This is a genomic window from Paenibacillus rubinfantis (assembly GCF_001486505.1).
Taxonomy (GTDB): domain Bacteria; phylum Bacillota; class Bacilli; order Paenibacillales; family Paenibacillaceae; genus Fontibacillus; species Fontibacillus rubinfantis.
Window position 1 is genome coordinate 295,146 of record NZ_LN909063.1, and the last position, 21,035, is coordinate 316,180.

The 21,035-nt window shown below is 55.4% G+C and carries 21 protein-coding genes and 1 pseudogene; 13 read left to right on the forward strand and 9 right to left on the reverse strand.

Annotated elements, in window-relative coordinates; all coding sequences use genetic code 11:
* The first annotated feature begins 119 nt into the window (after nt 1-119).
* From BN3277_RS06450 to treR, 8 genes are all read left to right on the forward strand, one after another.
* Nucleotides 120-1,010, forward strand: coding sequence for a M15 family metallopeptidase (locus tag BN3277_RS06450; RefSeq protein ID WP_059041454.1), 891 nt, complete (start codon nt 120-122; stop codon nt 1,008-1,010).
* A gap of 40 nt (nt 1,011-1,050) precedes the next feature.
* Nucleotides 1,051-1,566: a VanZ family protein gene (locus BN3277_RS06455; protein ID WP_059041455.1), complete on the forward strand. Its 516-nt coding sequence runs from the start codon at nt 1,051-1,053 to the stop codon at nt 1,564-1,566.
* A 209-nt stretch (nt 1,567-1,775) separates the two neighbouring features.
* The gene (tnpA, locus tag BN3277_RS06460) at nt 1,776-2,249 is read left to right on the forward strand and encodes an IS200/IS605 family transposase (RefSeq protein WP_059040449.1); all 474 of its coding nucleotides are present in this window, start codon (nt 1,776-1,778) and stop codon (nt 2,247-2,249) included.
* A 344-nt stretch (nt 2,250-2,593) separates the two neighbouring features.
* Nucleotides 2,594-3,133, forward strand: a complete 540-nt coding sequence (locus tag BN3277_RS06465; RefSeq protein ID WP_059041456.1) for an NADPH-dependent FMN reductase — start codon at nt 2,594-2,596, stop codon at nt 3,131-3,133.
* Nucleotides 3,134-3,284: 151 nt separating this feature from the next.
* Entirely contained in the window at nt 3,285-3,461 is a 177-nt protein-coding gene (locus BN3277_RS25720) for a hypothetical protein (RefSeq protein WP_178022269.1), read from the forward strand.
* A gap of 228 nt (nt 3,462-3,689) precedes the next feature.
* Nucleotides 3,690-5,117 carry a PTS system trehalose-specific EIIBC component gene (gene treP / locus BN3277_RS06470; RefSeq protein ID WP_059041457.1) on the forward strand — a complete coding sequence of 476 codons (1,428 nt, stop codon included), beginning with the start codon at nt 3,690-3,692 and terminating at the stop codon, nt 5,115-5,117.
* A 66-nt stretch (nt 5,118-5,183) separates the two neighbouring features.
* Nucleotides 5,184-6,869: an alpha,alpha-phosphotrehalase gene (gene treC / locus BN3277_RS06475; protein WP_059041807.1), complete on the forward strand. Its 1,686-nt coding sequence runs from the start codon at nt 5,184-5,186 to the stop codon at nt 6,867-6,869.
* A 19-nt stretch (nt 6,870-6,888) separates the two neighbouring features.
* Entirely contained in the window at nt 6,889-7,617 is a 729-nt protein-coding gene (gene treR / locus BN3277_RS06480; RefSeq protein WP_059041458.1) for a trehalose operon repressor, read from the forward strand.
* 86 nt (nt 7,618-7,703) lie between these two features.
* Here treR and BN3277_RS06485 read toward each other — a convergent pair whose 3' ends face one another.
* A complete protein-coding gene (locus tag BN3277_RS06485) occupies nt 7,704-9,026 on the reverse strand; it encodes an MATE family efflux transporter (RefSeq protein WP_082691372.1) in 1,323 nt (440 codons plus the stop codon).
* Between the two features lie 338 nt (nt 9,027-9,364).
* On the opposite strand from BN3277_RS06485, the gene BN3277_RS06490 reads away from it, so the two are divergent.
* From BN3277_RS06490 to BN3277_RS06500, 3 genes and pseudogenes are all read left to right on the forward strand, one after another.
* Nucleotides 9,365-10,384: an SDR family oxidoreductase gene (locus tag BN3277_RS06490; RefSeq protein WP_059041460.1), complete on the forward strand. Its 1,020-nt coding sequence runs from the start codon at nt 9,365-9,367 to the stop codon at nt 10,382-10,384.
* A 13-nt stretch (nt 10,385-10,397) separates the two neighbouring features.
* Nucleotides 10,398-10,886 (forward strand): annotated as a pseudogene (locus BN3277_RS06495) (glycerate kinase); the annotation flags it as partial.
* Nucleotides 10,887-11,494: 608 nt separating this feature from the next.
* Nucleotides 11,495-12,556, forward strand: coding sequence for an LLM class flavin-dependent oxidoreductase (locus BN3277_RS06500; protein ID WP_059041461.1), 1,062 nt, complete (start codon nt 11,495-11,497; stop codon nt 12,554-12,556).
* A gap of 60 nt (nt 12,557-12,616) precedes the next feature.
* Here BN3277_RS06500 and BN3277_RS06505 read toward each other — a convergent pair whose 3' ends face one another.
* Entirely contained in the window at nt 12,617-13,246 is a 630-nt protein-coding gene (locus BN3277_RS06505) for a flavin reductase family protein (RefSeq protein ID WP_232436350.1), read from the reverse strand.
* A gap of 107 nt (nt 13,247-13,353) precedes the next feature.
* Between BN3277_RS06505 and BN3277_RS06510 the strand changes: the two genes are divergently transcribed.
* A complete protein-coding gene (locus BN3277_RS06510) occupies nt 13,354-14,070 on the forward strand; it encodes an ArsR/SmtB family transcription factor (RefSeq protein WP_059041463.1) in 717 nt (238 codons plus the stop codon).
* A gap of 146 nt (nt 14,071-14,216) precedes the next feature.
* On the opposite strand, the gene BN3277_RS25470 is transcribed toward BN3277_RS06510, so the two are convergent.
* From BN3277_RS25470 to serS, 7 genes are all read right to left on the reverse strand, one after another.
* Nucleotides 14,217-14,420, reverse strand: coding sequence for a hypothetical protein (locus tag BN3277_RS25470; RefSeq protein WP_148500991.1), 204 nt, complete (start codon nt 14,418-14,420; stop codon nt 14,217-14,219).
* Between the two features lie 187 nt (nt 14,421-14,607).
* Nucleotides 14,608-15,318, reverse strand: coding sequence for a hypothetical protein (locus BN3277_RS06515; protein WP_059041464.1), 711 nt, complete (start codon nt 15,316-15,318; stop codon nt 14,608-14,610).
* Nucleotides 15,296-16,192 (reverse strand): ATP-binding cassette domain-containing protein, encoded by an 897-nt coding sequence (locus tag BN3277_RS06520; protein WP_059041465.1) that lies wholly within the window; start codon nt 16,190-16,192, stop codon nt 15,296-15,298. Before BN3277_RS06520 ends, BN3277_RS06515 begins: the two co-directional genes overlap by 23 nt.
* Nucleotides 16,182-16,565: a GntR family transcriptional regulator gene (locus BN3277_RS06525; RefSeq protein WP_059041466.1), complete on the reverse strand. Its 384-nt coding sequence runs from the start codon at nt 16,563-16,565 to the stop codon at nt 16,182-16,184. Before BN3277_RS06525 ends, BN3277_RS06520 begins: the two co-directional genes overlap by 11 nt.
* Before the next feature lie 169 nt (nt 16,566-16,734).
* The gene (locus BN3277_RS06530; protein WP_059041467.1) at nt 16,735-17,385 is read right to left on the reverse strand and encodes a guanylate kinase; all 651 of its coding nucleotides are present in this window, start codon (nt 17,383-17,385) and stop codon (nt 16,735-16,737) included.
* 153 nt (nt 17,386-17,538) lie between these two features.
* Nucleotides 17,539-18,642 (reverse strand): C40 family peptidase, encoded by a 1,104-nt coding sequence (locus BN3277_RS06535; protein WP_059041468.1) that lies wholly within the window; start codon nt 18,640-18,642, stop codon nt 17,539-17,541.
* Nucleotides 18,643-18,718: 76 nt separating this feature from the next.
* Nucleotides 18,719-20,011: a serine--tRNA ligase gene (gene serS / locus BN3277_RS06540; protein ID WP_059041469.1), complete on the reverse strand. Its 1,293-nt coding sequence runs from the start codon at nt 20,009-20,011 to the stop codon at nt 18,719-18,721.
* Nucleotides 20,012-20,321: 310 nt separating this feature from the next.
* Here serS and pcp point away from each other — a divergent pair, with 310 nt between their 5' ends.
* A complete protein-coding gene (gene pcp / locus BN3277_RS06545) occupies nt 20,322-20,930 on the forward strand; it encodes a pyroglutamyl-peptidase I (protein WP_059041808.1) in 609 nt (202 codons plus the stop codon).
* Nucleotides 20,931-21,035 lie beyond the last annotated feature (105 nt).

The following is a 21,035-nucleotide window of genomic DNA, read 5'->3' on the forward strand; positions in this document are numbered from 1 at the left end:
GAATTTACCCCCTATTCTAAGCGAAGCTCCGATTTAAGAAAAACTTTATTTTTTGCCCCCGTTCTTCTTAAGTAATTTTACCTATGCTAAAGAGGAACAAAAGCTAGGAGGAAACAAACGTGAAAAAGTGGGTTCTTTGCCTGATGATCCTGGTGCTGCTGGGATTTGGGGTTACGAAATTTAAAGCGAGTATGGCCCGGACGCCGCAGGACGAGACGCAGCCATTAGAGATCAATGAACCTTATAACGCAGATTCGTCTGCCGCCGGAGCCGAAGAGGGACTAACGATCGATGTTACCAAGGAGATGGTGTATCAAGGTGATTTGCTGCTGGTGAACAAAGACCATCCCGTTCCGAAGGGGCTGCACCCCGACAGCGAAGCTGTGAGTTTGATTCGGAACGCCGAGTTGATCGACGGATTTGGGGTGTTGGATAACAAGGTGCTGTTGTCGCCGCAGATGGCGGAGCGATTTACTGCGATGGTCAAGGCGGCCGGGAAAGAAGGAATCAATCATTTTCTGATCAGCAGCGGGTACCGGGATGAGCAGAAGCAGGACGAGCTGTACCGCCAAATGGGTTCCAAGCTGGCTCTGCCCGCCGGATACAGTGAGCACAACCTGGGACTGTCGCTGGATATCGGGTCCTCCCAGGCAGAGATGAACAGCGCTCCCGAAGGCCAATGGTTGAAGAAGAACGCGTGGAAATATGGGTTTATTCTACGATACCCGGACGACAAAACGGCGATCACAGGCATTCAGTTCGAGCCTTGGCATTTCCGGTATGTTGGTTTGCCGCATAGTGCGATCATTCAGGAGAACGGGTTTGTGCTGGAGCAATATATGGATTACCTAAAGGAACAACAGTCGGTGAGCTTGAAGGTGCAAGGCCAGAAGTATCACGTGTTTTACTACCCGGTATCTAAGGATCGGACCCTTCAGGTACCGGTGCAGGGACAATATGAGATTTCCGGCAACAACATGGACGGAGTCATCGTAACCGTACGCGAGTAGACAGCGGCGAGGGAGAACATCAGGAAAGCGAGGAGATCCAATGGAAACGGAAAGCTGGCTGAAGTACGCAGGGGTTCGAGTGCTGTTTGTCTTATATTTAGGTCTCTTGGTCAAAATCATTCTGTTCAAGTTTCACGATTTCGGATTCGATGTGCTTTGGAGACAATTCGAATTTAGCTTGAACTCTCCGGGACTGGTCTACAGGAGATTGCAGCAAGGCAATCTGGTTCCTTTAAAAGAAATTACCCGGAGCCTGGAGGGGATGACACCACATGATATGGTGAACGTCTTCGGTAACGTGGCTCTCTTTATCCCGTTTGGGATCCTCCTGGGGGTTATGTTCCGCCAAAAAGGCATCTCCAGCATCGAGACGATCCTGTATGCATTCGCGGTGAGTCTAAGTCTGGAAAGCGCCCAGCTGCTGCTGGCGATGGGGCAGTTTGACGTGGATGACCTGCTCCTGAATACGGGAGGGGCGTTGCTTGGTTATTTCATGTACCTCTTCCTGTCTACGGCGCTCGGGACACAAGCCTTCGTACGCACGGGAGAGGGCTGAATATTTGAATATATAAGGGAGCGAACTCGCTCCATTCAAGGGCTGCCGGATTTGGCAGCCTTTTATTGCGGCTTTAGCCGGTTGAGCTCGCGAAGCGTGCGAAACAAAAAACCACCCGCTATGCGGGTGGAGGGACCTAGGGTTTGACCAACAAGACCATTCCGATAAAATTGAGATGTTCAGGCTCAAAATGAAAGGAATGGTCTTAGATGGCAAACAAGAATTACAGTCTAGCTCACACAAAGTGGATGTGTAAATACCACATTGTGTTCACCCCGAAGTATAGACGGAAAGAGATCTACAATCAAGTGAGAAAAGATTTGATCGAAATATTCAAACGTCTATGTAAATACAAGGGGGTGGAAATTTTAGAAGGTCACATGATGCCAGATCATGTGCACATGCTGGTCGCGATTCCACCAAAGATATCGGTAGCATCGTTCATGGGATACCTAAAGGGGAAAAGCTCGCTGATGGTCTTTGAAAAGCATGCCCAACTGAAGTACAAATATGGGAATCGAAAATTTTGGGCAGAGGGCTATTATGTGAGTACAGTAGGCCTAAATGAAGCCACAGTAGCCAAATACATTCGTGAACAAGAAGCACACGACCAAGCCATAGATAAATTGAGTGTAAAAGAATACGAAGATCCGTTTAGCAGTAATAGCAGCAAAAAGAAATAAACCCGTTTAACGGGTGAGTGAAGGTGACAAATTACATTGAGCCTGAACAACCATGTTGTCAGGCTGGCGTCTTTAGGCGCAGTTTGGTAACAGGGGGTTATACCCCAAGAGCAAACCACCCGTTGGACGGGTGGTTATGATTTGGATGCAAAGGGAACAATTTCACAAACTTTTTGTAAGCTACTTGACAAAAGGAACTGGGGCGGATATCATTATCTCTAGTTCGAATAATCCAAATTTAAACAATTGGAGAAGTTCGGGAAGGATACTTGGTGGTGTGACAGATGAGTTTTTGGGGCAAATTGTTAGGTAGAGCAACGAAACCAATTGAGGAGGAAAAAACCATGTCTAAATTAAATATCGGGATTATTTTGGGAAGTACACGCGAAGGCCGCGTGAGCCCGCAGGTCGGAGAATGGGTGAAAAAGCATGCGGATGCCCGCGGCGACGCAAACTATGAAATCATCGACATCGCGGATTTCAAACTGCCGCTGCTTGGCGAAGCCGATGCCAGTGAGCAAGCCGCCGCTTGGAACAACAAGCTGAACGGTTTGGACGGCTTTGTATTTATCGTGCAAGAATACAACCACAGCATCACCGGTGCTCTGAAGAACGCACTCGACTATGCGCGTGAAGCGTGGAACAACAAAGCGGCCGGGATCGTCAGCTATGGTTCTGTAGGCGGCGCTCGTGCAGCTGAGCATCTGCGCGGGATCCTGGGCGAGCTGATGGTAGCCGATGTGCGCGTACACGTTGCCCTCTCGCTGTTCACCGACTTCGAAAACTACAGTGTCTTCAAGCCGGCAGATCTGCATCAAACGAACTTGAACGACATGCTGGACCAAGTCCTCGCTTGGAGCGGCGCGTTGAAAACGCTGCGTTAAGCTTTATTCCGAGCTTCTAATAGGAACCCTTGCGCCTAATCTATGGCGCGGGGGTTTTTTGCATGACTGCGGGAGGTGCAATTACTGTGAGATTTGTCATATCGACGAGCTGACTCATTTGTTAATTGTACCTTTAGGAGGTGGACGACTTATGAAAGTCAATTATCCCTTGAAAGGGACTGCAGATCTCAAAGAGATCAAGGAATCCCTGAAACCGTTCGGCGGACGTTGCGCCAAAATCGTAGATGGAACATTGGAGTATCAGGTTAAAGATGAGAACGAAAAAGCCGCCTATGAGGCGATGAAAGAAAAAGGTTATATCGGCTAAGCCGGCGATCGAACAAGTAGGGCGTACCCGCCATGTGATTTGGCACAGGGACGCTCTTTTTTTTGTCGAAAAATGGGGATTGACGGATTTGTATATACAAGCTAAAATGAAAACGCAAACAGAAACCTGTATATACAAGTTGATCGAAAGCCGGATTTGGCATCATTTGCAAGCGTTTGCTGCAAAATAAACTGTTCATCGGCTCACATCACGAAGGAGGAACCATCCATGAGCAACTATACTCAACCGGCAAACGATTTGCTGAAGCATGTCGGCGGCCGCGATAATATTTCAGTCGTGACCCACTGCGCGACCCGCATGCGTTTTGTCTTAAATGACCCGCAAAAAGCGGATGTCGAGCAAATCCAGGCCATCAAACTGGTCAAGGGCACGTTTACGCAAGCCGGCCAGTTTCAGGTTATCATCGGCAACGAAGTGGCCTCATTTTATAACGAGTTCATTAAAATCGCGGGCGTCAGCGATACCTCAAAGGATGAAGCCAAAGAAGCAGCCAAGAAGAATATGAACTTCCTGCAGCGGATGATCGCGCATCTGGCGGATATCTTCACCCCGCTGATTCCAGCCATCGTGGTCGGCGGTCTGATCCTCGGCTTCCGCAACATTATCGGCGACATCAAAATGCTGGAGGACGGCACGAAAACGCTGGTGGAGGTCTCGCAGTTCTGGGCCGGTACCCACGCGTTCCTGTGGCTGATCGGCGAAGCGATCTTCCACTTCCTGCCGGTTGGCATCACCTGGGCGGTCGCACGAAAGATGGGTGCTACGCCGATTCTCGGCATCGTGCTGGGGATCACGCTCGTCTCGCCGCAGCTGCTTAACGCTTATGGCGTTGCCGGGGCAACGGACATTCCGTATTGGGATTTCGGCTTTGCCAAGGTGCAGATGATCGGTTATCAAGCGCAGGTGATTCCGGCGATCCTGGCGGGGCTGGTCTTGTCCTTCCTGGAGCTGAAGCTGCGTAAAATCGTTCCGCAGTCCATCTCCATGATCGTGGTTCCGTTCTTCGCCCTTGTTCCTACCGTTCTGCTGGCGCACACCGTGCTGGGCCCGATTGGTTGGGAGATTGGCTCCGTCATCTCCAACGTTGTTTATTCCGGCTTGACTTCGTCGTTTGGCTGGCTGTTCGCCGCGATCTTCGGATTCGCGTATGCGCCGCTGGTCATCACGGGGCTGCATCATATGACCAACGCGATTGACCTGCAGTTAATGAGCGAGCTGGGCGGGACGAACCTGTGGCCGATGATCGCGCTCTCGAATATCGCCCAAGGTTCGGCTGTACTGGCTATGATCTTTATTAATCGTAAAAATGAAGAGGAGAAACAGGTCTCCATCCCGGCGACAATCTCCTGTTACTTGGGCGTTACCGAGCCGGCGATGTTTGGGATTAACCTGAAGTACGGGTTCCCGTTCCTCGCTGCGATGATCGGTTCGCTGGTGGCGGCCGTCATCTCGGTTGGCACCGGCGTGATGGCCAATTCCATCGGCGTGGGCGGCTTGCCGGGTATCTTGTCGATCCAGCCGCAACACATGGTGACCTTCGCTTTGGCGATGGCCGTGGCGATCGTGATCCCATTTATTTTTACAATGATCTTTGCCAAAGCGAACATCGGCAAAGTCTCGTTTAAGAAAAATTAAGCCTTATGCGGAGGAACAGGAGTGTTCCTCCTTTACCATTTTTTCAGGAAAGGACAGGTGTTGGACATGACGGAACCTTGGTGGAAGAAGTCGGTTGTTTATCAAATCTATCCGAAGAGCTTTAATGACACGACCGGTAATGGAGTAGGTGATCTGCAAGGGATCATCCGCAAGCTGGATTACCTCGCGGAGCTAGGCGTTGACGTGATCTGGCTGACGCCGGTATACGACTCGCCGCAACGGGACAACGGATACGATATCCGCGATTATTACCGGATTTACGAGTCTTACGGCACGATGGAGGATTTCGACCAGCTGCTGGAGGAAGCCCATCGCCGCGGCCTTCGAATCCTGATGGATATCGTCGTCAACCATACGTCCACCGAACACCCGTGGTTTGTCGCCGCCCGGTCGTCCAAGGACAACCCCTACCGGGATTATTACATTTGGCAGGACGGAAAGGAAGACGGCCCTCCGAACAACTGGGTGTCCAAATTCGGCGGGAACGCTTGGCAGTACGACGAAGCAACGGACCAATACTACCTTCATCTCTTTGATGTGACCCAGGCGGATTTGAATTGGGAGAATGCCCGGCTGCGTGAGGAAATCTACGGAATGATGAAGTTTTGGCTGGATAAAGGCGTAGACGGCTTCCGGCTGGACGTGATCAATCTCCTTTCCAAGGACCCGCGCTTTTTGGATGACGACGGGTTGGTTGCTCCCGGGGACGGCCGGAAATATTACACCGACGGGCCTAAAATCCATGAATATCTGCAGGAGATGAACCACGCGGTATTTGCCGATTACGAGATGATGACCGTTGGGGAGATGTCGTCCACTTCCATAGAGCACTGCGTTCGCTATACGCATCCGGAACGCAAAGAACTAGACATGACCTTTAGCTTCCATCATTTGAAGGTGGATTATCCGAACGGGGAGAAGTGGGCGAAAGGTGAGCCCGACTTCTTGCGGTTAAAGCGGATTTTGGCCGAGTGGCAAACCGGGATGTACGAAGGCGGCGGGTGGAATGCGTTGTTCTGGTGCAATCACGATCAGCCCCGCGCCGTGTCGCGGTTTGGGGACGACGGGAAGTATCATCGCGAATCGGCGAAAATGCTGGCCACGGCGTTGCACATGATGCAAGGGACGCCTTATATTTTCCAAGGGGAAGAATTTGGGATGACGAATCCGGGCTTCGACCGGATTGAGGATTATCGCGATGTGGAGTCGCTGAACATGTATGGCATCCTGAAGGAGCGTGGTTTAGCGGAGGCGGACATCCTGGAGATCCTGGCCCAGAAATCCCGCGACAACGGGCGGACCCCGGTACAATGGAATGACGGGCCTAACGCCGGATTTACGACCGGTACGCCGTGGATTCGCCCAGCGGACAACTATAAGGAGATTAACGCGGAGCGAGCGGCAGCGGATCCGGACTCGATTTATTATCATTATCAGAAACTGATACGGCTGCGGAAGGAATATGACCTGATCACAACCGGACGGTTTGAGCTGCTTCACGAGGAGGACCCGGCGGTATTTGCTTATGTACGCGATGGCGGGTCGGAGAAGCTGGTTGTCGTGAACAACTTTTTTGGTGAGGAAGTGGAATTTGGTCTGCCCGACTTAGAGGGTTGGCGCGGGTACGAAAGCCGGCTGCTGCTGTCCAATTATGCGGATTCCCCGGCGGACCCGCAACGGATTCGACTGAGACCCTACGAATCTGTGGTATATTATCTTCATAGAACGTAAAAAAGTTGGGGTCGGAAGCATGACAAACAAGTATTTAGCGATTCATAATGACATCGCGCGGCAAATTGAAGCCGGGGAGATCGCGCCCCATTCGTTGCTGCCGTCCGAGCATGAACTGAAGGAGCGTTACGACACATCGAGGGAAACGATTCGCAAAGCCTTGACCCTGCTGGCGCAAAACGGGTATATCCAGAAGGTGCAGGGGAAGGGCTCCATCGTGATCCGCAGCAGTATGGTGGATTTTCCCGTGTCCGGTTTGGTGAGCTTTAAGGAGATGACCGGCAAGATGGGCGAGAAGCCTCGAACTCTGGTGCATGAGCTGTCCCGGGGGAAGCCGGATGCGTTCGTGAAGCAGCAGTTGAACCTATCCGGTAAGGATGAGGTGTGGAAGGCCGTGCGTATCCGGGAGTTTGGCGGGGGAAAGGTCTTGCTCGACAAGGATTATTTGAACGTAAAATTCGTCCCGGCTTTGACCCGGGAAATCTGCGAGAACTCGATTTACGAGTATTTGGAGAATGAACTCGGACTAAAGATCAGCTTCGCCAAGAAAGAAATCGTCGTGGAGGAGCCTACGGACGAGGACAAGCAACTGCTGGACCTGGAAGGCTTCCACAACATGGTTGTCATCCGCAGCCATGTCTACCTGGAGGACGCCAGCTTGTTCCAGTACACGGAATCCCGGCACCGGCCAGACAAATTCCGCTTCGTGGATTTCGCGCGGCGGATTCATTCGGGCGGTGGAGCGTAGTCGTTGGAAAGCGAGCCATGGAAAAGGCCGCCCCTTGATTGGGGCGGCCTTGTTCGTGTTGACTGTGGGATTGCTGGTTGTTGGCGTCAAATCAGCTTATGCGCGTACCACTTCTTCCCGCGGAAACGCCAGAAGAAGACTGCTCCGCGTACGCCCCATTCGCTGCACATCGCCAGCCAGACACCGAGGATACCGAGGCCCAGTGTGATCCCGAGAATGTAGCCGAGAATCACCCGGAACAGCCACATCGTCAGCATCGAGGTCATCGAGGTGAAGCGCGAGTCGCCTGCCGCCCGCAGGGCGGACGGCAGGATAAAGCTGATCGGCCAGAGCGGCACCTGGGCGATGGAGCTCACCAGGAGCACAAGGAAGATGTCGCCGACGATGTCGGACGGCGGCGAGAAGATGCTCACGAGCGGCCGGAACAACGGCAGCAGGATCAGGCTGATCAGCGCCAGCGATCCCGAGCCGAGCCAGAGGAAGGACTTGATGAACTTCCGCGCGTCGCCAACGCTGCCGCTGCCGATACATTGGCCAACGACGGTGACAATCGTCAGGGACAGGGCGCTGGCGGGAATCTGAAATACCCCGGCCAGTGAGCCGCCGATGGCATTTGTTGCAATCGCGTAGGTGCCCAGGCTGACGATAAAGACCTGGGTCAGCAGCTTGCCGCCGTTAAAGAACAGCTGCTCGGCCGCAAACGGAATGCCAATGAACAGGATTTTGCGCAGCATCTCCACCGGGAAGTGGAACAGGTCGCGCAAGCGGAGATGCAGGGACGCTTCCATTTTGAACAGATAATACAGCGCGCAGATCGCGCCTGCGAACCGGGCGATATTGATCGCCAGCGTCATGCCGAAGACGCCCATATCGAGAAGCGTGATCAGCAAAATGTTCAGCAGCACGTACAGCAGGTTCATGATCAGCGACAGGGCTAACGAGGCCCGGGTTTTGCCGATGCCCCTTAGCGCGGAGCAGACCGCCTGGACGATGGCCAATCCGGTGTAAGAGATGCTGCTGCCGATCAGATAGACGCGGGCATTGTCCAATACGTCGGCGGATGCGGCGCCAAACAGCAGCTTAAGAATCGGATTGTGAAAGCCGATCAACAGCAGGGCAATCCCGACAGCAAGCAAGGCCACCGCCGTGACCGTCGCTGCGGAGGCGCGGGAGACGTTGCGATCGTTGCGGCTGCCTTTGTATTGGGCGACCACCACCGTCCCCCCGGTCGCGACGGCCACAAACACGCTGATCAGGAAGATGTTCAGCGAGTCGACGATGTTCACCGCGCTGACGGCGGCGACGCCGGACGAGCTGATCATGGCGGTATTCACCAGATTGAGGCCAACGATGAACGCCTGGTCGATGAGGATCGGCAGAAACAAAGCAAAGATCTGCCGGTAGTCCATGGATTCGCCGGACAGATGCTTCTCCAGGAAGGCGTTATTTTGCAGACGGGCGAAAATCGGCTTCAATAGACATCACATTCTTTTCTTTATAATTGTTAACGCTTTATTCCTATTATCGGACATTTCGCGCAAAGGCTAAAGCAACAGAGCAACCCCGCCTTTTCGAAGGCCGGGTAGGGTTGAAGATACCATTTTTGCAGGAACGATGTCAATGCGATAAGGCATCCGGCTGGGTTGTTGGGCGATGAGGGTCAGGTCAGTTGGAAAATGTGAGGGGAGGTGTTACCATGGAGGGGATTGGGCGAATTGGACTTCACTTGACTTAGGAGGGGATTGTTATGAAAGCGCTATTTATCGGAGGCACGGGGACGATCAGCTCGGCGATTACCCGACAGCTGGCGGAAGACCGCAACTGGGAGCTGTATCTGCTGAACCGGGGGAACCGGAACCGGGAATTGCCGCCCGGCGTGCATGTCATTGAGGCGGATATTCATCAGGAAGCCGAGGTGGCCGCGAAGCTCGAAGGGCATACCTTTGACGTGGTGGCGGATTTCATCGCCTTTGAACCGGCGCAGCTGGAGCGGGATGTCCGGTTATTTGCCGGCAAAACGAAGCAATTTATGTTCATCAGCTCGGCTTCGGCTTATCAAACCCCTTTGTCGGATTATCGAATCACCGAAGGGACGCCGCTGTCCAATAAGTATTGGGCTTATTCCCGCAACAAAATTGCTTGCGAGGAATATCTGCTGAAGGAATACCGCGAGCAGGGCTTCCCGATTACGATTGTGCGGCCGAGTCACACCTACGATGAGCGGTCGATTCCGCTGGGCGTTCACGGTAATAAGGGGTCCTGGCAGGTGGCACAGCGGATGCTGGAGAACAAGCCGGTTCTGATCCATGGCGACGGATCGTCGTTGTGGACGTTAACGCATAACAGCGATTTTGCGCAAGCTTTTATCGGGCTGATGGGGAACGTGCATGCGATTGGAGAGTCCGTGCATATTACTTCGGACGAAAGCGTGACCTGGAACCAAATTTACGAAATCATCGCGGATGCGTTGGGCGTGAAGCTGCGTGCGGTGCATGTCGCTTCTGAATTTTTGGCGGAGAACGGCCCTTACGATTTCCGCGGCGGACTGCTGGGCGACAAGGCAAATACGGTTGTCTTCGACAATAGTAAGCTGAAGCGGCTGGTGCCTGGCTTTACGGCTACGGTTCGCGTGGATCAAGGGGTCCGGCGGACGGTGGAGCATATCCTGGCGCACCCTGAGCTTCAGGTGGCGGACCCGGAATTCGACGCCTGGTGCGATCGGGTGGTCGGGGCGATGGAAGCGGCTGCGAAGTTCATGAAAGAATAGGCGAGGGGCACCGATGAGTTTGACACGGCAACCCACGTTCGTGTTGGCGCCGGATTCGTTTAAGGAGAGCATGACGGCGAAGGAAGTGTGCCTGGCGATGGAACAAGGGCTGCGCCAAGCGTTCCCGGAGGCGCATTTTGTCCATGTCCCGATGGCGGACGGCGGGGAAGGGACCGTTCAGGCTTTGGTTGACGCCACGGGCGGCAAGCTGTGCTCGCTGGAGGTGACGGGGCCGCTGGGTGAGTCGGTGACTGCGCAGTACGGCCTGCTGGGCGACGGGGAGACGGCGGCGATTGAGATGGCCTCGGCCAGCGGGCTCCAGCAGGTGCCTCCGGATCGGCGCAACCCGCTGCAGACAACGACGTACGGCACCGGCGAGCTGATCCGCGCCTGCCTCGATCAGGGCGTGCGCCGGATCATCGTCGGCATTGGCGGCAGCGCGACGAACGACGGCGGTGCCGGGATGGCCGAAGCGCTGGGCGCGCGCTTCCTGGACGCGGCGGCTCAGCCGAGTGGGCGGCGTGTCTCGGTGTACGCCTGGGCCGATGCTTGAGGGGCACCGGGGTTCACTCCGAAGGCGGCGGCCGGTTGCAGATTACCGCAGAGAGGAACACCACACGTGTAGAGCGGCACGCGCCGGGCCCTCCCGGGCCCCGCTGGCCCGCGTCTACGCGCTCGCCGCGCCCCAAGGGAGAAATGTTGTATTTCCTACAACATTTCTCCCTTCTTTTTGCCCCTGCGGGGCGAAATGTTGCATAAACTGCAACATTTAAGCCCCCGCGGGCCGTTCCCGGCGATAAATGTTGCACTTTATGCAACATTTTCACTCCCCCGGCCCGCCAACCGCCCCGAAATGTTGCAATTTTTACAACATTTCGGGGCGTTCCGCCGCTCACGCGGGGGCCAACACCCCCCCCGAGTGAGCGTCTACGCGCCACACTCACCCGCGCGGCTCCCCCGCAGCCCGCACGTACGTATAGGTGAACGTCAATGCGCTCAGCTTATGGACGACGGGACGCGTATGCGGGGGGGCGCTTAACTTTTGCTCATATGAGAAAAGTATAGTAAAATACAAAAATATAGTTAATAGATGAAGCGGAGGAACGAAACATGGAAATCGGGATCAGCACGTTCGTAGAAACGACGCCGGACGTTGTCACTGGCGAATTGATTAGTCATGCGCAACGGCTGCGCGAGGTGGTGGAGGAAATTGTGCTCGCCGACAAAGTTGGGTTGGATGTGTTTGGTGTAGGGGAGCATCACCGTCAGGATTATGCGGCTTCCTCGCCTGCGATGGTGCTGGCCGCCGCCGCACCGCAGACAACGCGCATCCGGCTGACCAGCGCCGTAACCGTGCTGTCTTCCGATGATCCGGTTCGCGTGTTCCAGGACTTTGCGACGCTGGACGGTCTATCCAACGGGCGTGCAGAGATCATGGCTGGACGCGGCTCTTTTATCGAGTCCTTCCCGCTGTTCGGATACGATTTGAACGATTATGAAGAGCTGTTTGAGGAGAAGCTCGATCTGCTGCTAAAGCTGCGTGAGTCGGAAAAAATAACCTGGCAAGGCAAGCACCGTCCTGCGATCAGAAATTTAGGCGTCTATCCGCGTCCCGTGCAAAACCCGCTCCCAGTCTGGATCGGCAGCGGCGGCAATACCGAATCCGTCATTCGCGCCGGAGTGCTTGGTTTGCCGCTGGTGCTGGCGATCATTGGCGGCCGGCCAACTCAATTCGCGCCGCTTGTGAAAATTTACAAGCAGGCCGCAGCTAAGGCCGGGCATGACGTCTCAAAGCTGACGGTGGCTTCCCATTCGCACGGATTTGTCGCTGAGCGAAACGATGTGGCCGTGGAGAAGTTTTTCCCTTCGACGCAGGCGGTGATGAACATCATCGGCCGTGAACGCGGCTGGGGCCATTACGGTCGGGCCAGTTACGATGCGGCTCGCAGCCTGGAAGGCGCACTGTATGTCGGCGATCCGGAGACGGTGGCCAACAAGATCATCTATCTGCGCAAAAATGTAGGCATCACTCGGTTCTTCCTGCATTGCCCGCTTGGCACCATGCCGCATGAGGACGTAATGCGAGCCATCGAGCTTCTCGGTAAAGAGGTGGCTCCGCGCGTGCGTGAGGAAATCGCCCGTTGGGAAGCCGAGGGCGGGGATACGGAGTAAATAACCGTAAGCGCAGCGTTGGATCTACCGCCTCGTAACACTCCCAGGTTCCCCACCCCCTCAAACCTCCGCCCGAAACGTCCGCCCCAACGGCTCCCCGAGGCCGAAGTAGTGGCGGAAGTTGTAGATGAGCGGGCTCCATTGGCGAGGGTCGATGTGGCGGTCGCCGATGACGAGGTCGCGGTGGGCGTGGACGATCACGGCATGAGTCTCGACGATCGCGAAGAAGGGGGCGTGCGCCGGCACGCGGAAATCCCTCACTACCGCTTCGATCTGCAACGGGCACTCGCGGATGCGGGCGGGCTGGACTTGTCGGGAAGGCTGGGGCGTAAGACCGCTGACCGCAAACTTATCCTTTTGATGAACAAAACCTTGTGCGGCTTTTACCGGCGGTACGGGGTTTTTTCCCGTTGTAGGGGCTAGGCGCTCAACTTGTTCCCATAAGGAAGGATCGGGGAGATTGATCACGCACTCCGGGTGACGTTGTAGGTTCTCGGCGGCTTTTCCGCCCAATCCGAGGCCGAGGACGATGTGGTCCCCAAGCGCCCAAGAGGATGAGATCGGACTGATGTTGGTGCTTCCGTCTTCATTTTGGGTTGTGAGCAGGACGACGGGCGTTCCGTAATACAAAATTTTGGGCTGGACAAGCAAGGTGTCCTCTGGCGGAATTGGCGCTTTCGAAGAATACAAATAAATCCCCTCCTTGGTTTTCCGTCACTTCCTGTTCATTGTATAATGGCAACATTACGATGAGCATCGAAATATGGATGCATCCTCAAAAGGGGGAGTTCATTGCCATGAAAGTCGCACCGATGCAGACGCAAGCTGCGGTGATCGCCTCGCTCGTCAGCGACTCCAGCCGGTCGGCGATGCTGACGGCCATGCTCGACGGGAGATACCATGCGGCCGGTGAGCTGGCGCGGATGGCCGGGATTCAGGCGCAAACCGCCAGCTTTCATTTGGCCAAACTGACGGAGGCTGGCCTGGTGGCCGTCGAAAAACAAGGCCGTCACCGCTACTACGGGATCGCAAGTCCGGAGGTCGCCCGGGTGCTGGAGTCGTTATTGTCGATCGCACCTCCGGCTCCGATTCAGTCCTTACGGCAGGCGACGGAGGACCAGGCATTGCGGGTTGCCCGAACCTGCTATGACCATTTGGCGGGAAGTCTTGGTGTTCGTCTGACGCAATGCTTGGTGCGCACAGGGGTTCTCGCCGAAGGAGACGGGACGTTTGAAGTTACCGCGGAGGGGGAAACCGTGCTAAACCGATTTGGGGTCGATATCGACCGGGCGAGGAGCAAGCGCCGTTCTTTTTCCCACAAATGCCTGGATTGGAGCGAACGCCAACACCACCTCGCCGGGGCGCTCGGCAATGCAATCTTGGAGCGGCTGATGGAGCTGGGGTGGGTGGAGCGAAGTCCGCAGAGCCGGGCGGTCAAAGTGACCGCGAAGGGGCGGGCAGGATTAAAGGACACCTTTGCGTTGGATGTGAATGCAGAGGAAGGAACCAGCTAACCCGCTAACTGAAACGCAATCTCTCCTCAAAAAAGAAACAACCCTCTCTCCTAAGGGAGAGAGGGTTGTTTCCTTTTCACCGCCGGTGCCGCCGTCGACTTCTTCCGCGCAACACGCTGGCCCGAAACAGGCGAAGGCTCCGCAGGCTAGTCTTGCCGCGGGTACGGCCAGCGGCTTTCCCGGCGGCCCGAATTATCCGCCGGATCCCTCTTCTGCGGCGTACCTCTCGGTGCACTAAACGTTTGCGATGTCGCCGGTGCCGGGACGGTTTCGCCGAGTCCGGCCACAGACTTTGGCAAGCCTAAGTCAGAATGGCCTTGATCGGTAGATCCGTCATTGACGACCACCACTTCAAATTGATCGTGCGGATAGTCTGGGTTTCAAACGCGGTTAATGTCAGCATCAGTGGCAGCGCCTTATTATAGCTGGGGATGATGACACTGTATTTCATGGTCAGGGATCACCTCGGGCATCTTAGTTTCGTACCCATTAGACGAATCCCCAATAGGATCGAAAGGGACAATGAACTACGCCCGCTTATTTTATTTTGTAGCGTACCCGTCGGATCGTGGCCCAAATGATCCCCAGTGCAATGCCAACCAGAAGCAACGCCCCCAAGATAGAGCCCCACACCGGGATTTGGCCGATATACACAACGCGGTTAATCAATTCCTTAAGCTCTACATCCCACATCGCCTCGGATGCAGCAAGCACTCCAAGCGCCAGGACGATATACAGCATGCCGACGAGCTTGCCAAACCGGTAAAAGCCGATCCCGATAATATACCCCGCCAAGTAGTACGCTAAGGCATTCAGCATATATACGATGACGGTAAGCAACCAAGAGGCGTTTTCCCCCAGGAAGAAAGGCTTCGAGGGTGCGGGGATCAGCCATTGCTGCAAGCCGGCAAGGACCCCGACGCCCCCCATCAACACGAGGGCCACGATCGCCGCAGCCAGCGAGGAGCCGTAGAAATAAGCTTTTCGTGTAACCCCATGTCGGGCATAGAAGCTCAGGAAACCGGATACCGAAACAATCCCGATCACGAGCATAAACACCTTAGCCGGTTGAAAAGCGAACGTAATGAAGTTTTGCGCATTGATTTCGATTAACGCATACGCCAGGATCACAAAGCTGATAAACCAGGCGGACCAGCTCAGCTGAAGCCGGGACATATCCGCAGCGACCCGAAGGGCGCGACCGGCGTTATTGACGGATTGACTTTTAGAACTCGGAATGGTTGTCATGGGAACCCTCCTCCCCCGTTAAGTGAATAAACAGATCCTGCAGCGGGACCGGGCCGATGTCGAGGCCTTTGCTCGCAGCGGCCCTGCGCTGGGCCTCATCGAACTCCCCATAGACTATCGCCGATTTCGTTCCGCCCAACTGCTGAACGTTCAGGATTTTCATGCCGCGGACGAACGCGTCGACTTCAGCGGACGCTCCGGTGATGGAGGCGCCGCGGTCCAACAGCCGGTCAATCGGCTCCTTCAGCAGCATCCGTCCTTTGTGCAAAATCACCACGTCTTCGAACAAATAATCCATTTCCGAAACGAGGTGGGTGGACAGGATCATCGTCCGCGGATGGTCTGCCTGATCCTCCAGCAGCTGCTTGTAAAAAATCTCCCGCGTAGGTGCGTCCATCCCGCGATAAACCTCGTCAAAGATCGTTACCGGCGTCCGGTTTGCCAGGCCGATTACGGCATTGAGCGCCGACTGCATCCCGCTGGAGAATTTCTTAATCGGGATGTTCATCGGCAATCCAAACAACTGGACCAGCTCCTCAGCATAGGCCCGGTCAAAATGGGGGCGGTACCGCTCAGCCACCTGCAGCATGCCCTTTATTTTATCGCTTTCCTCACTATAGTTGGTTTCGTAAATGAAGCTGACCTGGGCCATCGTCTCCGCATGCTCATACGGGTTATTGCCGCCAATCCGCACCCGGCCTGCCGTCGGCTCCATATAAGAGGCCAGCAGGGAGAGCAGGGTCGTTTTCCCCGCACCGTTTCGGCCCAGCAGACCGTAAATTTTCCCGGCTTCCAGCTCCAAGGTAATATCCGACAGCGCGCGCTTGCCGCCATAGTTGACACTTACCTGCTCCAGCGTAACGTTAAGGCTCATGTTTGATCCCTTCCTTTGCTTTGGTGATCAGCAGATTGATTTCGCCGTCGGCAATCCCCAGCTTGACGGCCTCCCGCATCATCGGCAGGACGTACTCATCGAGAAACCGTTCCTTGCGCTGCGTCAGCAGCATTTCCTTGGCCTTCTCCGCTACAAACATGCCAACCCCCCTTTTTTTGTACAAAATACCGGCATCCACCAGCAAATTGATGCCTTTGGAAATCGTCAGGTGATTGATTTTGTAAAATTGAACCAGCTGCGTTGTGGACGGAATTTGCTCGTGTTCCTTCAATTGATCGTTTACGATCTGGTCCTCAATGAGCTCTTTGATCTGTAGAAAAATCGGCTTCTTATCGTCAAAAGACGGACTCAACGGGAATTCACCTCCGTGTCTCTTAGTTATTAGTTGTATGGTTATATAGTCTTGTATATAACTATATAAATAAATTTCTCTCTCGTCAAGCTTCATCAGCCCAGCTCTGCTCAAAGCGCAAAAAAACGGGCCGCCCAGCCGTATTTGGCCGGGACAACCCGCTTCCATCTTAGATTTTATCCTGCAAAAAGACCTTAATCTTCGCCAACGTCGCGGCGGGATCGATGTTTTGCAGCAAATAATCGGATTCCTTCTTGTGGATCACCTGCTCGGAGTAGTTCCTTAAATACTCCTCAATGACCTCGGTGGGCGCTCCTTCCCGCTCCTCGCGCAGTCGAATGTCCTCCTTCGTCACGTAGAGGAAAATCCGAATTGCCTGGGGCCCAAACCGTTTCCGCAGCGTCTGCAAGCCGTCGTGATTCACGACGACAACCGCCGCGCCATACTGCTCCAGCGCATCGCTCAGCTCGCGTTCGGCGATGCCGTAGCTGCCTCGCTCCAAGCGGACGCTTTGGCTGAACTCCAGTCGTTCCACCATCGCCTGAAAGTCGGCTTCCCCAATAAAACGGTAGTGCTCGCCGTCCCTTTCACCCACACGCATTGCACGGGTCGTGTATGGCAGCACATAAGGAAGGCCCAGATCAGCGCTTAGCCGCTTAGCGATGCTCTTGCGGCCGGAGCCGCTTGTGCCGGTAATGATGATAACCTTCGGCTGCGGGGGGAGATCATTTGCCAGGGGCGTGTCCATCTGGCTTGTCGCGGCGGCTTCGCTGCGGGCAGGATCAAGGGTTGCTTTCGAGCCTTTCAGCCATTTCCACATCGCGTCTCCATGCGCTTTTTCCGGTGTAACTTCATCCGTTCGTACATGCCCGGCAAAACCACACGGATTCACCTCCTTCGCCAACATCTTTACTTATTATGTCGGCAAAATCGGATGAAAACTGAATGAACTCGATCTAGCACCCGCAGATGCTTAGAACAGTCGCCGTGCGGTCACGAACCGCTTGGTCCACTGGCCGTCAAACGCCTCGATATGAACGCCTTGCTCTTTGGAGTAGGTATGCAAAATTTGGTTGTCCCCGATGTAAATACCCACATGACCGATATCCAGACCGCGCGCGCTGAAGAACAGCAAATCCCCTTTGCGCAGCTCGTTTAGGCTGACCTCCGTACCCTCTTTCGCTTGGTCATAGGAAACGCGGGGCAGCTCGATCGAGAGAACGTCCTCATACACCCTTTTCACAAAAGAAGAACAGTCGAACGTCTTCGTTTGGTCAGAGGATGCCCCGAATTCATAGGGCGTGCCTTCAAACGTTTTGCCATAGGCGATCAACTCGTCGGCCTGCTTGTCCGCCAAGGAATTGCTGCGATAATTGGTGTATTTCGGCTTGGCCGAGACATACCCGGAGCGCCCGTCGGGAGTACGCACCTCCAACCAGAGCGGGCTGGCCTCGCGAACGACATGCAGCTTGTTGCCGGTGGGGAGCAGCTCCTCGCCAACCGTATCGCTGCTCGCATCCGGTGAACTGCGCAGATTAACGCCCCAGGTGACCGTGGTTTCATAGTTCAACGTCGAAGTGATCCGCACCGTACGGCTCTCCCCGTCCCAAGCGACCTCGCTGCCCAACGCTTCACTGACGAACCGCAGAGGCACCAGCGCATAACCGTCCGCAATCTGCCCGGGGACCGGCAACGTCAAGGTCTGGCCGTTCAACAGCGCCGTTGGGTCGCCGATGCGGTAAACCAGTGTCATTTGGCCTTGTGTGGCCGTAACGGTCTTGCTGCTATCGTCCCAGGCGAGTGTGGCGCCTAGCGCTTCAAAAACGTCGCGAATCGGCAGCAGGACGCTGCCGTCCACCAGGATCGGCGGTGTCTCCGTCTGCAGCGGCCGACCGTCCAGTTCGATGGCGATGCCGCTGGTGGAGGTGGTTTGGGTTGCTGAGATCGCGGTCTCGGTCAAGGCTCCCGTGGCCGTGCCGCCCGCGGGCTCCGCACCGGCCGTTCCCGCTTGAGCGGCCAGCACCAGGGAAGCTGCCAGCAGCCAGGTCAGTTTTCTTGTATGGAATGGTTTCGTCATTACAAATCACCTATTTTCTGGATGGTTTATATAATTGGACGAAACCCAAGCCAATTTGTTGTGTGGGAAATGTTTCCTACAATTGCAAGCTGGTTGGTGTCAGGCGCTCCAGCCCGTTCATATATTTGCGCAGCGCCAGCGGAATCCGGATGCTGCCGTCTTCTTCCTGATGATTTTCCAGCAACGGGATCAAGATCCGCGGCGAGGCAACCATGGTGTTATTCAGCGTATAGCCGTATTGCAGCTTGCCGTCCCGATCCTTATAGCGGAGGTTCGAACGACGTGCCTGAAAATCCAGCAGCTGCGACGACGAATGGGTCTCCCCGTAAGCGCCGCGGCTGGGCATCCACGTTTCGATGTCGTATTGCTTATACGTTTTTTGCGACATGTCGCCGGTACACACCGCCATCACCCGATAAGGCAGCTCCAGCAGCTGAAGCAGCTCCTCGGCGTTTTGGGTGATTTCCTGAAACAGCTGCTCCGACCGTTCCACGTCGTTCTCGCAGAGCACAACCTGCTCGACCTTCGAGAACTGATGTACGCGGTACAAGCCGTGCACGTCGCGGCCTGCCGAACCCACTTCGCTGCGGAAGCACACCGAGGCAGCTGCCAGCTTGATCGGCTGGGTGAGGTCAACGATCTCGTGGTCGTAATACGACACGAGCGGAACCTCGGCCGTGCCAACCAGCCAGCGGTCATCGTCAGCTATCCGGAACGTTTGATCCGCGCCCAACGGGAAAAACCCGGTGTTCTCCAGCGCCTCCGAACGTACCATTAACGGCACCTCCAGCAGGGTGAAGCCCTTGGCCATGAGGAGATCCATGGCCAGTTGCTGTACCGCCCGGTGGAGCAGGACCCCCGCACCGCTTAAGTAGTAGTTGCGCGAGCCGGCCGTTTTGACCCCGCGGGGGATGTCGATGATCCGGTGGAGCTCGCCTAACGCGACATGGTCTCGCGGTGCAAACCCAAACGTGGGCGATTCGCCGACTCGCTTCACCTCGACATTATCGAGATCCGACCGGCCCTGGGGTGTATCCGGCGAGACCGGGTTAGGGACGAGCAGCATCAGCCGACGATATTCGCGGTCGGCTTCCACCAACTCCTTCTCCAGCCCTTGTAGTCGCCGGTTTAGCTGCTTGACATCGTCTTTCAATGTGACGGCGGCGTCCGGTCCGTGCTCCCGGATCTGCGCCTCAATCTGCGGCGTCAGCCGATTGCGCTCCTGTCGCAGCCGCTCCGTCTCCTGCAGTAAAACCCGGCGTTGGTCGTCCCAGCGCAAGAGCTCTGGGACCGACAATTCGATCCCTTTTTCCTCCGCGGCCGTTTGAACTTGTTCTTGATGATCCCGAATCCATTTGATGTCTAACATGGGTGATCCGCTCCTTTTCGATAAGAATACAAAAAGCGCCCTTCGTCCGATTGGGACGAGGAGCGCTTATCGACTCGCGGTGCCACCCAAATTGATTGAACCGATTGGGTCGGTTCAATCCCCTTTAGTTCCGCGGTAACGGGCGGACCCGGTTAGCTTAGGAGGAGATAACCCCGCGTTGAACGCGATGTTCCCCTTGACGAAAACGCCTCCGAGTTGGATGCTCTTCATAGGCATGATTCCGAGATTTGATTTGTATAGCAGTATAGCGCAAGGGATCGATGGATTTCAAGAGGAGGAGGGAGTTTGGATGAGAAAATTGTTGCTGACCGGCTTTGAACCCTTTGGCGGAGAACCCATTAATCCGGCGGTGGAAGCGGTGCGACGGCTGCAGGGCCGCGTGATCGGCTCTTTGGAGATCGTAGGCCTGGAGCTGCCAACGGTGTTCGGCAAATCCACCGAGCGCTTATTGGAGGGGATAAAGGAAACCGAACCCGAAGTGGTGATCGCGCTGGGGCAGGCCGGCGGACGAGACGGGATCTCGTTCGAGCGAATTGCCGTCAACTTAAGCGACGCCAACATCGCCGACAATGCCGGATTCCAACCGGTCGACATGCCGGTCGTGCCGGAGGGCCCGGCGGCGTATTGGACCACGCTGCCAGTTCAGCGGATGGCGGACCGGTTGAAGAAAGCGGGAATCCCTGCGTCGCTATCGCTGTCCGCAGGAACCTTCGTGTGCAACCACCTCTTTTACGGGTTGATGCACCATCTCGCTGTTAGCGGCAAGTCCATCCTAGGCGGGTTTATCCATGTTCCTTACCTGCCGGAGCAAGCGGAGCGTCACCCGGGGGCCCCAAGCATGACGCTGGAGCAGCTGGTCACCGGCTTGGAACGGGCGATCGAGGTCTTGGGGGAATGACTAAGGCTGTAAGCATACGGTGAGCCGTTTGGGGCAACATCCAGCTGAAGGAGAAAATTAGGTGGTAGCTAGTTAGTTGGTGGTAGGCAGAATAGGGAGCAGCAG

What these genes read in the sequence shown, in the direction of transcription:
- tnpA (WP_059040449.1), top strand. Translation starts at nt 1,776, where the DNA reads ATGGCAAACAAGAATTACAGTCTAGCTCACACAAAGTGGATGTGTAAA.
- treR (WP_059041458.1), top strand. Translation starts at nt 6,889, where the DNA reads ATGACAAACAAGTATTTAGCGATTCATAATGACATCGCGCGGCAAATT.
- BN3277_RS06515 (WP_059041464.1), bottom strand. Translation starts at nt 15,318, where the DNA reads ATGACAACCATTCCGAGTTCTAAAAGTCAATCCGTCAATAACGCCGGT.
- BN3277_RS06510 (WP_059041463.1), top strand. Translation starts at nt 13,354, where the DNA reads ATGAAAGTCGCACCGATGCAGACGCAAGCTGCGGTGATCGCCTCGCTC.
- serS (WP_059041469.1), bottom strand. Translation starts at nt 20,011, where the DNA reads ATGTTAGACATCAAATGGATTCGGGATCATCAAGAACAAGTTCAAACG.
- BN3277_RS06535 (WP_059041468.1), bottom strand. Translation starts at nt 18,642, where the DNA reads ATGACGAAACCATTCCATACAAGAAAACTGACCTGGCTGCTGGCAGCT.
- treP (WP_059041457.1), top strand. Translation starts at nt 3,690, where the DNA reads ATGAGCAACTATACTCAACCGGCAAACGATTTGCTGAAGCATGTCGGC.
- BN3277_RS06455 (WP_059041455.1), top strand. Translation starts at nt 1,051, where the DNA reads ATGGAAACGGAAAGCTGGCTGAAGTACGCAGGGGTTCGAGTGCTGTTT.
- treC (WP_059041807.1), top strand. Translation starts at nt 5,184, where the DNA reads ATGACGGAACCTTGGTGGAAGAAGTCGGTTGTTTATCAAATCTATCCG.
- BN3277_RS06520 (WP_059041465.1), bottom strand. Translation starts at nt 16,192, where the DNA reads ATGAGCCTTAACGTTACGCTGGAGCAGGTAAGTGTCAACTATGGCGGC.
- pcp (WP_059041808.1), top strand. Translation starts at nt 20,322, where the DNA reads ATGAGAAAATTGTTGCTGACCGGCTTTGAACCCTTTGGCGGAGAACCC.
- BN3277_RS06500 (WP_059041461.1), top strand. Translation starts at nt 11,495, where the DNA reads ATGGAAATCGGGATCAGCACGTTCGTAGAAACGACGCCGGACGTTGTC.
- BN3277_RS25720 (WP_178022269.1), top strand. Translation starts at nt 3,285, where the DNA reads ATGAAAGTCAATTATCCCTTGAAAGGGACTGCAGATCTCAAAGAGATC.
- BN3277_RS06490 (WP_059041460.1), top strand. Translation starts at nt 9,365, where the DNA reads ATGAAAGCGCTATTTATCGGAGGCACGGGGACGATCAGCTCGGCGATT.
- BN3277_RS06530 (WP_059041467.1), bottom strand. Translation starts at nt 17,385, where the DNA reads ATGTGGAAATGGCTGAAAGGCTCGAAAGCAACCCTTGATCCTGCCCGC.
- BN3277_RS06465 (WP_059041456.1), top strand. Translation starts at nt 2,594, where the DNA reads ATGTCTAAATTAAATATCGGGATTATTTTGGGAAGTACACGCGAAGGC.
- BN3277_RS06485 (WP_082691372.1), bottom strand. Translation starts at nt 9,026, where the DNA reads ATGGACTACCGGCAGATCTTTGCTTTGTTTCTGCCGATCCTCATCGAC.